We start from the raw sequence: 11,656 nt of genomic DNA on the forward strand, positions 1-11,656 counted from the left end.
CTGCATAGCTGGCAGTAAGTCCTCGCCCAGTCAGACTTGAGAAGTTATCCATCTCTAACAAGTCCAAGTTAGCATTTTCTGCTGCCACAAGGATAGCTTGACCTAAAGGGTGTTCAGACTTAGCTTCCAAGGATGCCAAAAGCTGTAAGGCTGCTCCGCTATTGCCATAGGTATAGCTAGAAACCAACTGAGGTTTCCCCTGAGTAATGGTTCCTGTCTTGTCAAAAACGAGGACATCAGCCTTGTGAGCTAGCTCGAGCACATCCCCACGCTTGTAGAGAATACCGTGTTCGGCACCAAGGCCTGTACCAACCATGATAGCTGTCGGTGTCGCAAGACCCAAAGCACATGGACAAGCAATAACCAAGACACTAACTGCTACTGTCATAGCGAAGGTAAAGGTTTGTCCCATGACAAAGTACCAAAAGAGACCTGAAACAAGTGCGATAGCCATGACAACAGGAACAAAGATCGCTGACACTTGATCGGCAATCTTGGCAATCGGTGCCTTGGTTTGTTGGGCATCCTCAACCAATTTAATGATTTGGGAAAGTAAGGTGTCCTTACCAATCTTTTCAGCCTCATAAATTAAGCTACCTTGACCATTAATAGAACCTGCAAACACTGGCTTACCAGAGGATTTTTCAATAGGGAGTGACTCCCCTGTAAGCATACTCTCATCAATCGCAGAGCTACCAGAAATTACCTGACCATCCACGGCTATCTTTTCCCCAGGTTTGACCACAATATGGTCACCAAGAACAACCTTATCCACAGGAAGCTTGACTTCCCTACCATCCCGAAGGACGGTTGCCTCCTTGGCTGACAAGTGCATGAGTTTCTTGATAGCTTCTGAAGTTCGACCTTTAGACAGGGTCTCAAAGTACTTACCTAGAGTAATCAAGGTCAAAATAACGGCCACTGACTCAAAATAAAGTTGGTGGGCGTGATGGGCATGTCCCAATGAAATATGGTAAGTACCATAGAGACTATAAAGAAAGGCTGCCGATGTTGCCAGGGCTACCAAGGCATCCATGTTAGGATGACCCTTGGCCAAAGTACGAAAACCATTACTATAGAAGGAACGACCCAACCACATGACTGGAACTGTCAAGACTAGCAGCACCAAGGCATAAGTCAAGGCAGCATGGTGAGGAGACAAGAAGTTTGACACAGGTAGACCGACCATTGGCCCCATAGCTAGATAAAAGAGAGGAATGGTGAAGACCGACGACCAAATAAGTCGCTCACGCACCTTGTGAATCTTGTCTTCTTCACGCTCTTCCTGGCTTTTGGCTGTGTCTGGATTGTAGACTTCAGCTTCATAACCAGCGTCAGCCACAGCTTTTTCAATCGCTTCTGGACTAACCTTATCCCCAGCGTAATCCACAGACATTTTTTCAGTGGTTAGGTTAACCACAGCCTTGTCCACGCCATCCAACTTATTAACAGCATTTTCAACATTGGCTACACAGGATGCACAGGTCATCCCATTAACCACAAAGGTTTCTTTTGCCATTTCCTATATCACCTCTATATGATGCCCACAAGCACATTGGCCAGGCACACAGTCACAAACCACCTGATCCACAGGTTCTTTTGCTACAAGTAAGGCCTGTAACTTATCCACATCAGCTTGAGTCATCGGCATCTTTTCCATGAGTTGACCTAACAAATCGCTGTGTTTGGTCAAACAAATCTTCTCAAAAACAGCTTCTAAAGCCTGAAAATTCGCCTCATCTTCCCCCAAGCTAGCTTGATAGATAAAGCCTCGTCCTTGACGCTGACTGGTTAGATAACCCTTGTCTGCCAAACGTCCAATCAAGGTCTTTACTGTCGAAGCCGACCAGTCTAGCTTCTTTGATAGAATCGCTATAATCTCTGAAGAAGTCGCTTGCCCCTTGGCCCAGAGCACTCGCATGACTTCCCATTCCGCAGGTGAAATTGTCAGCATGATAGTTCCTTTCTGAATTTGTTATTTGTTTACGTTTGTAGATTTATTTTAACGTTATCATGAAAAAGTGTCAAGAGTTTTATTTACATTTGTAGTTTTTTTGATGAAAAAAACTCCCCATTTCTGGAGAGTATCATCTTCTATTTTTCGAAATGTGAACCGAACTTAACAAATTCAGTGACGTCTTCTTCCTTACCGTCGTGAAGATCACGGACGATTTTTGATCCTACGATAACACCGTCTGATACAGCGTTAAAGCGTTTAATGTCTTCCTCTGTTGACACACCGAAACCTGTGAGGACTGGAATGTCTCCATGGGCAGTCAAGTTAGCCAAGTGTTTGTCAAGGTCATCACGGTAATTACCAGTCTTACCTGTAACACCATTGATGGCAACGGCGTAGATAAAGCCTTCTGCCCCATCAATCAACTGTTTCTGACGCTCAATTCCTGTCGTCAAGCTTACCAAAGGAACAAGAGCAATATCACTATCTTTCAAATATGGTGTGATAAAGTCAGCATGTTCATTTGGCAAATCAGGAATGATGAGCCCCTTGACAGATGTATCTGCCAGGTCCTTAACAAAGGCTTCAATACCATATTGATAAACTGGGTTGATATAAGTCATGATCACCAAAGGCACCTGTGTTTTTGTTCTTGAAGCTTCTTGATAATAGCTGTCAAAGTCACATCTTTAGCCAAACTACGTTGTCCTGCCAGTTCAATAACGGGACCATCAGCCACAGGGTCTGACCATGGAATACCTACCTCGATAGCTGAAACGCCACTATTTTCCAAGAGAGCGATAGTCTCAAAGAGTCCGTCTAGGCCTTTAGCGTGGTCACCCGCCATGATATAAGGTACAAAAATGCCGTGTTTACTGTCTTTGATAGCTTGTAGGTGTTTTGTTAGTGTTTTTGTCATGGTTTATTTCCCTTCTGCTTCAGCTTCAAAACGTTCTTTGACTTGCATCACGTCCTTGTCCCCACGACCTGAAAGGCAGACAAGGAGACTTTGGTCTGGCGACATCTTAGCTGCCACTTTTTGCGCAAGGGCAATGGCATGGCTAGACTCAAGGGCTGGGATAATACCTTCCAAACGTGATAGAAGTTTGAAGCCTTCGAGAGCTTCTTCATCTGTGATAGAGTCGTAAGTCGCACGGCCGATTTCGTTGAAATAACAGTGCTCAGGACCAACCCCTGGATAGTCCAGACCAGCTGAGATAGAGAAAGCTTCCATGATTTGACCATGAGCATCTTGGAGGACATCCATAAGCGCTCCGTGTAGAATACCTGGACGACCTTTGGCAAAGGTTGCGGCATGTTTATCGGTATCAAGCCCCAAACCAGAAGCCTCAGCACCATACATAGCTACTGACTCGTCATTGACAAATGGGTAGAACATACCGATAGCATTTGAACCACCACCGATACAAGCCATGACGGCATCAGGTAATTTACCGCCAGAAATCTCTGCATATTGACGTTTGGCTTCACGACCGATAACAGATTGGAAGTCACGAACAATTTCTGGGAATGGTGCAGGACCAAGGGCAGAGCCCATAATGTAGTGGGTATCATCAATACCAGCTACCCAAGCACGGAGGGCTGCATTTACAGCGTCCTTAAGCACGCGCGAACCATCGGTAACACTGAAAACTTTGGCACCAAGCAATTCCATACGGAAAACATTAAGCGCCTGACGTTTAACATCTTCTTCACCCATATAGATAGTACAGTCCATGTCGAAAAGGGCTGCGGCTGTCGCTGTTGCAACACCGTGTTGACCTGCACCTGTTTCGGCAATGATTTTCTTCTTGCCCATGCGTTTAGCAAGCAAGACTTGACCAAGGGCATTGTTAATCTTGTGGGCACCTGTGTGGTTAAGATCCTCACGTTTAAGGTAAATTTGCGCCCCACCAATATGATCAGTCAAACGTTTGGCATGGTAAAGAGGCGTCTCACGGCCCACATAGTTTTTGAGGAGGTCATCCAATTCCGCTTGGAAACTTGGATCTTCCTTGGCTTCACGATAGGCCTTGTCCAATTCAATAACGGCTGTCATCAGCGTTTCGGGAACGAACTGACCACCGAATTTCCCGTAAAATCCTTTTGCATCAGGTTGTTGATATGTCATGCTTTCACTCTTTCTATAAATGCTTTAATCTTATCTAAATCTTTGTGACCGTCTGTCTCGACACCTGAGGACACATCTAAGGCATAGGGATGAAAAGTTTCCTTGGCCTCTACCACATTATCCACGGTCAAGCCACCAGCGATAAAGTAGTCCCGTTCAATCTGCTTGTCAGCCAAGAGTTGCCAGTCAAAGGTCTGACCACTGCCAGCAATGGGAGCATCAAAAAGAAGATAATCCGCCTGGCTCTTGACTTGAGACTCACTATCCGAAATCTGAATAGCTCGAATCACTGGTACTGAAATCTGAGAAATCAGAGCTTCATCAAAAGTTCCATGAATCTGAACGATATCTAAGGGAACCTGACCAATCGCTTCTTTCAGTTCCTCAAGACTAGGTGAAACAAAGACACCGACGATTTTTGTCTGCCCTGTCACTCCTTTAGCTAGCTGGTGAGCTTGTTCAATACTCACTTGACGCTTGCTCTTGGCAAAGACAAAGCCGATGTAGTCAGCTCCTGCTTCAACCGCAGTCGCCACTGCTTCTGGTGTTGATAGTCCACAAATTTTAACCTTTGTCAATTTGCAACTCCTTGACCTTCTCAGCCACATTGTCAGCCGTCATAAGGGCAGTTCCTACCAGAATCCCATTAAAATATGGGGCAACTAGGGCGGCATCCTGACCTGTGAAAATAGCCGATTCAGAAATATAAACTGGTTTATCCTTGAAATGAGCCGACATTTCAAGACTGGTATTGATATCTGTCTCAAAAGTGACCAAATTACGGTTATTAACGCCGATGATTTCAGCACCAATACGATGAGCCACTTTTAATTCTGGCAGATTATGCGTTTCAACCAAGACTTCCAAGCCAAGGCTAGTCGCAAAATCATAGAGCTCCTTGAGACGAGCCTCTGGCAGGGCCGCTACAATCAAGAGAATGACTGTCGCACCCGCATTACGACTACGCACAATCTGTTTCTCATCAATAATGAAGTCCTTAGCCAAGGTTGGAATAGCCACCTCCGACGAAATTTCTTTCAAATAGGAAATATCACCCTTGAAGAAAACCTCGTCCGTCAAAACAGAAATCATGGCTGCCCCATTTTCCTCATAGGTCTTAGCCTGAGCCACAATATCCACATCTAGGTTAATATCACCCATACTTGGACTAGCTTTTTTCACTTCAGAAATAATTTGCAGCTTGTTTTGATTTGACTTGAGAAAATCATAAAGACGATAGGTCTGGCGCAAGGGCTGCAAGTCTTCCATGACCAACTGAGCCACTTCTTTTTCTTTTTGTTCTAAGATTGTCGGAAGAAAGGTTTTACTCATACTTGTACCTCTTGGAGTTGGTGAAGTTTCTCTAGGGCTGAGCCGTCCGCAATCAATTGGCGAGCAAGCTCAACACCTTCTTTAATAGTCGCAACCTTACCATTAGCAAAGAAACCAAGACCTGCATTAAGCACTGTTGTTTCAAGATAAGGACTGGCTTCATTTTTCAAGACACTAAGAAGAATCTCTGCATTTTCCTTGGCATCGCCACCTGTGATATCTGACAACTCAACCTTTTCCATACCCAAATCTTCATAAGTGAAAGTGTGCTGGCTGATGTGACCATCTTCCAAAAGGGTGTAGGTGTTAGTGCCATAGAGAGCAGCTTCGTCCATATTGTCAGGACCTGTGATAATAACCGCACGTTTACGTCCCAACTGTTGGATCGCATTAGCAACAATTTCTTGCAATTCCACACGATAAAGCCCCATGAGTTGCGTCTCAAGGTCAAGCGGATTAGCCAGTGGTCCGACCAAGTTCATAATCGTTGGAATCCCAAGAGCTTGGCGAGCTGGACCGATAAAGCGCATAGCAGGATGCATGGTTTGGGCAAAGATAAAGGCCAAACCAACCTCGTCAAGTGCTTTAGATAGGGTTTCTGGTGATGCTGCAACGTTGATTCCAAGGGCTTCAAGGACATCTGCCGAACCAGATTTAGAGGAAATCGAACGGTTACCAGCCTTGGCCATACGAATACCACCTGCTGCTAAGACAAAGCAAACCGTTGTTGAAATGTTAAAGCTATAAGACTGGTCCCCACCAGTTCCACAGTTACACATAGCATCTGTGAAGGTCTCAGGCAAGACCGTCGCATGTGATTTGAGGGCACGCACAATACCTGTGATTTCATCTGCTGTTTCTCCCTTAGTTTTGAGCCCCATAAGGAAGGCAGCGATTTGGCTTTCTGAGACTTCATTTTTGAGAATGCGGTCAAAGACTGCTTGGACTTGGTCTTGAGACAAGTCTTGTCGGTTTGAGATTTGTAGGAATATTTCTTTCATATCTGTTTTCCTTTTAAAAACGGTTCAATGTTTTCTGATGCACGAGGAGATGTTTTGAGCGTAGACCAATCTAGTCAAAAGACTGTCCGACTAGCCTGCAACGATTTTTACAAAATTTTCAACCATCTTGAGCCCATCTGGACTTCCGATGCTTTCTGGGTGATATTGCAAACCATAAATTGGTAGCTCCTTATGTTGAATGGCCATGATTTCCTGGTCATCCGTTGTGATAGCTGTCACATCGAAACCCTCTGGCATTCGGTCAACAACAATGGAATGGTAACGCATGATTGGGACATCATTGTCAATATCCTTGAAAATTGGCGATGGCGTTTCAAAAGTAATATTGCTTTGTTTGCCATGCATGACATTCTTAGCCAAGCCAAGTTTACCACCAAAAGTTTCCGCAATAGCCTGGTGCCCCAAGCAAATTCCCATCATCGGTTTTTTACCAGCGAAATCCTTGATCAAGGCTTCCATTTTACCCGCATCAGCTGGCCAACCTGGACCTGGTGAGAAGACTAGCCCGTCAGCTTTTTCTGCCTCTTCATAGAGCTTGTCATCATCGTTACGCAAAACCTTTACCTCTGTATATGTCCCTAGGTATTGTGCCAAATTATAGGTAAAAGAATCATAGTTATCAACTAATAAAATCATTGGGCATCTCCTATTCTTGTCATAGCTTTCGCCTTGTTAATCGTTTCGTAAAATTCATTTTCAGGAATACTGTCGTAAACAACACCTGCACCTGCCTGAACATAGGCTTTTTGATTTTTGAGAATCATAGTACGGATAGCAATGGCAAAGTCCATATCCCCTGTCGCAGACAGATAACCAATAGCTCCCGCATAAATACCACGTTTTTCCTGCTCCAACTCATAGATACGACGCATGGCACGAATCTTAGGTGCTCCTGACACGGTTCCAGCTGGTAGGGTTGATTTTAGAGCATCTAGTGCTGTCAATTCAGGCAAGAGTTGCCCCTTAACTACGCTAGTAAGGTGCATGACATAGCGGAAATACTCAACTTCCATATACTTGGTCACCTTGACCGTACCATTTTTAGCAATCTTACCAATATCATTACGACCCAAGTCAACCAACATACGGTGTTCCGCAGTTTCTTTGATGTCATGTGAGAGTTCATCCGCCAAAGCAGCATCTTCAGCCTCATTGGTACCACGAGGACGTGTTCCAGCAATCGGATTGGTTACCACCTCTCCATTTTTCACTGAAACCAAGCTCTCTGGGCTGGCACCAATCACCTGATAATCTCCAAAATCATAGAAATAAAGGTAGTTTGATGGATTAGTCACACGCAAGTTACGGTAGTAATCCAAAGGATCTCCCTCAAAGTCAGCTGAAAAGCGTTGACTAAGCACACATTGGAACATATCTCCCTCACGAATAAGTTTCTTGGCCTTAGCCACCATATCCATGAAGACTTCTTTTTCGATATGATTTGAAAATTGCAAAGCTTGCAAGGCTTGAGGTGTAAACTCGTTTGGCGCCTGAGTCTGTAGGCTCGTTACCACCTGCCCAAGAGCTTGACGCACCGCATCGTTGTCACGACCAGAGTAGATATTGTCCTCAACCACATAAACCTTTTCCTTCTTGTGGTCAAAAATCAAATAAGACTCATAGATAAAGAAATGCATATCAGGTGTTCCAATCGTATCTTCGGGAATCTCACCGATATTTTCATAGAGACCAATCATATCATAGCCTGCAAACCCGATAGCACCGCCTGCAAAAGGGAGGTCAGACTTGATGCCCTTGACTGTTACTTGGTCCAAGTATTCAAAAGGATCCTGATCAATCGCCTTACCATTTTCATAAAGAACACCGTCCTTGAAGGTTACTTCAAAGACCGGATTGTAGGCAACAATCGAAAAACGTGCATTTTCCTTCTCACGAGGAATGGATTCAAGGATAACCTTGTGTTCCCCCTGAACACGCATATAAGCCAAGATTGGTGTTAAGGTATCGGCTGGTAAAATTTTTCTCATAGTATTTCCTTTCAAACTGGTTTATCAAGAATAGTAAGTCGGATACAAGACCCTGTTACTGGTTCAATTGGTCTAAAATCAAATCATTTATTGTTCTTTATTCACATTTTCTTCCAAAGCAATAAAGGCTTGAATCATGCTTCGCCAAACACTTTCAGCAACATCTGGTGATAAGCCAAGCTCTAGTGCCTCCTTACGACGGTTAGCTATGACTTGAGCAACACGATCACTAGCCTGGACAGCAACCTTGTCTCCTTTTGGCTTCAGCCGCCCTGCCTTTTCCACAAGTATTTGACGTTGGGCCAGTAGTCGAATTAACTGACTATCAATATTATCAATATCACTTCGAATATCGCTTAATGCATCCATAATACCCAACCTTTCATTGAATAAAGATCATAACACTTTTTTAACGTGAGTAAGTCCAATCTCAAGGGATAACCATAAACAAAAAACCTCACAGAGAAAAACTCTGTGAGGGCATTAAATCTAGTTTAACACGGTACCACCTCAGTTAATGGTCTCCAAAAAACGACCATCATCTCTATCTCCTCTAACAAGGAGCTGCACGGTAAGGGGTGCCAACCGAGAAGAATATGTATTACCTTCTCATTATCATCCAATCAGCCCAATGTTCACTCATCTCGATTACCTACTCACAATCACCGCAGGCTCCCTGAAAATCTAAGACCAGTTACTTTCTGATATACTAACTATTTTACTCCTTTTTAGAGATATGTCAAGAATTTTCTGTTAATTTTGACAATTGCTAGTCTAAGCCCAATTCAATAGGTCAAACTGGCATTTTAAGATTAACCAGAACTCTTATTGACCTTTCAAGTCCCACAATTCCTAATTTTGAGCCATCACCTGTTACCAAGCTCGAGTTCTGTTTTATGCTTTTTGAAAGGCACCTTGTTTGTAGCTAATCCAGAAGAATAGCGGTGTACAGATAGCCATTGCCACCAAGTAAATCGGCAAGGTAATCGCATTAAGCGTTGTAATTTCAATCACATCACTTAGATAGTAAGAACTAATCAAGAAACCAAAGACTGAGTAAATAATCAAGGCCACACGCCCCTTATTCAAGGGGATACAAGCACGAATAACGGCAAGGACACCCGTCGACCCCATCATGTAATACGATAGCGTCAGCATATCCGTATTGCTCATGCCAAGATAGACCTGAGACAGATGGAATATGAGAACACTGATAACCAGCATCAAGGCATTAGGAATAGACAACTGGAGCGAACGTCTGAGGAAATGTTTCTCAACAGGTCGAATATTACGCTCGAAGGTCAAAACAAATGGTGGAAGACCCTCAATAAACTGACCGGCCAAAGTCATCTGAACCTGAATGAATGGGAAGACCAAGAGGTACTCTGCCTTTCCAAAAACAATACTGGCAATACAGATAAGCCCCAAAAGGAAGGAATAGACCGTTTTGATGAGGAAAATAGGTGCAATGTGGGCAATATTATTAACCACACGGCGTCCCTCAAACAGAATTTCAGGAATGTCCTTAAACTCAGAATCCATAAGGACCAAGTTGGCAATCTGACGTGTTGCAGGATCTCCCTCTGCCATAACAATCGAACAATCCGCTTCACGCAGTGCCAAGATATCATTGACACCATCACCTGTCATGGCTGTGGTATGTCCATTAGCATTGAGCGTTTGGATTAACAACTTCTTCTGATGCGGAGATACCCGTCCAAAGATTGCTGTCTCCTCAGCCAAGGCCTCCAACTCCTCATCGTTCACCTTAGAACAGTCAATATAACTTTGATAATCAACAAAGCCAGCCTGATGGGCAATATGAGAAACCGTTACTGGATTGTCTCCAGAGATAATCTTAAGGGTAACATCCTGCGAACGCAAGTATTCTAATGTATCAGCTGCATCCTCACGGATTGGATCGGCAATTTCAAGCAAGGTCAAGGCTTCCACATCATGAGGTAAGACCATGGTCTCTGTATCAATACCCGATTGACTCAAGGCTAAAATCAAGACACGAGAACCACGTGCCTGCGCCTGTTCTACTGCTTGAGGGTTCTCCTTAAGTAGCATCTCAGGTGCACCTAAAAAGAGAGTTCCAACCCCTTCAATAACCATAGCACCCCATTTACGATCACTTGAAAATGGAATAATATCGCCAACCTGATAGTTGTTTTCCAGACCTTCATAGGCATTACGAATAGCCTGGGCCGTTGAGTTGTTATCCTTGCTATGCTGCATGTAAGCCGCCAGCAAACCTTCCAACTCCTCCTTTGTGAAACGCTTAGACAAGAGCTCTAGACCTTTAACGGTCATCTTTCCTTGCGTAATCGTCCCTGTCTTATCCAGGCAAAGGACATCCACACGCGCTAGAGTTTCAACAGAGTACATCTCCTGCACCAAGACATGCTTCATCCCAAGCTTAATGACAGCCGTCAACAGAGAGGTTATGGTCAAAAGGGCAATTCCCTTAGGCAACATGCCTAAAAGCGCCGTCGAACTCGTAACGACCGACTCTTGAAGAGAGAGTTGCTTAATCATGTAAGCCTCAAAAAAGAGAGCCAGACCAAACGGTATAACAATCTTTCCTGTGAACTTGGCAATCTTATCCATGTTATAGAGGATACGAGACACGATTGGCTTGTGCGTTTTGGCCTCTAGCATGAGCTTATTGGCGTAATTGTCCTCAGCTACATGAATGACTCTAGCATAGACCTGACCGCTCACCAGGTAAGAACCTGATAGCAGCTCCTTCCCATCCTTTTTGAGAATGAGATCACTCTCACCAGTCAACATAGCCTCGTTTAGCTCAGCCATTCCATCAACAACCTTAGCATCACTAGGCACTTGTTCACCCGCAGATAGAAGCATCAGGTCATCCAAGACAATATCTTGAGGATCAATAGCAGAAACCTGACCATCACGAACCACACGTATCTGATCCTTATTCATGAGATTGAGCTTATCAATCATGCGACGGGCACGCAACTCCGTCATCATTCCCGTAAAAGCATTAAGCACAATAATCCCGAAGAAAAAGAGATTAGACCAGGCCTGCACAGCAATCAATGCCACAAAGATCGCAAAATTGAGCATATTAAAGGAGTTAAAGACATTACGCCTAAAAATCTCCCAATTACTGGAGCCAGTTTTTGCTTTAAAATGATTTGTTTTTCCGGCATCTATCCGCCGCTTGACCTCCATCTGAGTCAAGCCTTGTAACTGT

Annotated in this window: 10 protein-coding genes and 1 pseudogene; all 11 read right to left on the minus strand. The window is 44.1% G+C overall.

Annotated features, from left to right (window positions below):
• Nucleotides 1–1,519: heavy metal translocating P-type ATPase (locus HSISS2_RS08430; RefSeq protein WP_134981533.1), on the minus strand; the 1,519-nt coding region annotated here is incomplete at its 3' end.
• Between the two features lie 3 nt (nt 1,520–1,522).
• Nucleotides 1,523–1,954, minus strand: a complete 432-nt coding sequence (locus HSISS2_RS08435) for a CopY/TcrY family copper transport repressor (RefSeq protein WP_021146332.1) — start codon at nt 1,952–1,954, stop codon at nt 1,523–1,525.
• Between the two features lie 140 nt (nt 1,955–2,094).
• Nucleotides 2,095–2,876: pseudogene (trpA, locus tag HSISS2_RS08440) on the minus strand (tryptophan synthase subunit alpha).
• A gap of 3 nt (nt 2,877–2,879) precedes the next feature.
• Nucleotides 2,880–4,088, minus strand: a complete 1,209-nt coding sequence (trpB, locus tag HSISS2_RS08445) for a tryptophan synthase subunit beta (RefSeq protein ID WP_003094500.1) — start codon at nt 4,086–4,088, stop codon at nt 2,880–2,882.
• Entirely contained in the window at nt 4,085–4,666 is a 582-nt protein-coding gene (locus HSISS2_RS08450; RefSeq protein ID WP_021146335.1) for a phosphoribosylanthranilate isomerase, read from the minus strand. The genes trpB and HSISS2_RS08450 overlap by 4 nt, the downstream gene beginning before the upstream one ends.
• A complete protein-coding gene (gene trpC, locus HSISS2_RS08455) occupies nt 4,653–5,420 on the minus strand; it encodes an indole-3-glycerol phosphate synthase TrpC (RefSeq protein WP_021146336.1) in 768 nt (255 codons plus the stop codon). Before trpC ends, HSISS2_RS08450 begins: the two co-directional genes overlap by 14 nt.
• On the minus strand, nt 5,417–6,421 hold the full coding sequence (gene trpD, locus HSISS2_RS08460; RefSeq protein ID WP_021146337.1) for an anthranilate phosphoribosyltransferase: 1,005 nt from the start codon (nt 6,419–6,421) through the stop codon (nt 5,417–5,419). Before trpD ends, trpC begins: the two co-directional genes overlap by 4 nt.
• A 90-nt stretch (nt 6,422–6,511) precedes the next feature.
• Complete coding sequence (locus HSISS2_RS08465) at nt 6,512–7,078, minus strand: aminodeoxychorismate/anthranilate synthase component II (RefSeq protein WP_021146338.1); 567 nt, start codon at nt 7,076–7,078, stop codon at nt 6,512–6,514.
• Complete coding sequence (trpE, locus tag HSISS2_RS08470; protein ID WP_021146339.1) at nt 7,075–8,430, minus strand: anthranilate synthase component I; 1,356 nt, start codon at nt 8,428–8,430, stop codon at nt 7,075–7,077. Before trpE ends, HSISS2_RS08465 begins: the two co-directional genes overlap by 4 nt.
• Before the next feature lie 87 nt (nt 8,431–8,517).
• Nucleotides 8,518–8,799 carry a chorismate mutase gene (locus HSISS2_RS08475; protein ID WP_021146340.1) on the minus strand — a complete coding sequence of 94 codons (282 nt, stop codon included), beginning with the start codon at nt 8,797–8,799 and terminating at the stop codon, nt 8,518–8,520.
• Between the two features lie 525 nt (nt 8,800–9,324).
• The coding region (locus tag HSISS2_RS08480; protein WP_134981534.1) for an HAD-IC family P-type ATPase at nt 9,325–11,656 on the minus strand (2,332 nt) is incomplete at its 5' end.

Origin of the sequence: Streptococcus sp. HSISS2 (assembly GCF_000448665.1) — a bacterium.
Taxonomy (GTDB): domain Bacteria; phylum Bacillota; class Bacilli; order Lactobacillales; family Streptococcaceae; genus Streptococcus; species Streptococcus raffinosi.

Excerpts from the sequence above, each read along its gene's own strand:
- HSISS2_RS08435 (WP_021146332.1), bottom strand. The coding sequence starts at position 1,954 with ATGCTGACAATTTCACCTGCGGAATGGGAAGTCATGCGAGTGCTCTGG.
- trpB (WP_003094500.1), bottom strand. The coding sequence starts at position 4,088 with ATGACATATCAACAACCTGATGCAAAAGGATTTTACGGGAAATTCGGT.
- trpC (WP_021146336.1), bottom strand. The coding sequence starts at position 5,420 with ATGAGTAAAACCTTTCTTCCGACAATCTTAGAACAAAAAGAAAAAGAA.
- trpD (WP_021146337.1), bottom strand. The coding sequence starts at position 6,421 with ATGAAAGAAATATTCCTACAAATCTCAAACCGACAAGACTTGTCTCAA.
- HSISS2_RS08465 (WP_021146338.1), bottom strand. The coding sequence starts at position 7,078 with ATGATTTTATTAGTTGATAACTATGATTCTTTTACCTATAATTTGGCA.
- trpE (WP_021146339.1), bottom strand. The coding sequence starts at position 8,430 with ATGAGAAAAATTTTACCAGCCGATACCTTAACACCAATCTTGGCTTAT.
- HSISS2_RS08475 (WP_021146340.1), bottom strand. The coding sequence starts at position 8,799 with ATGGATGCATTAAGCGATATTCGAAGTGATATTGATAATATTGATAGT.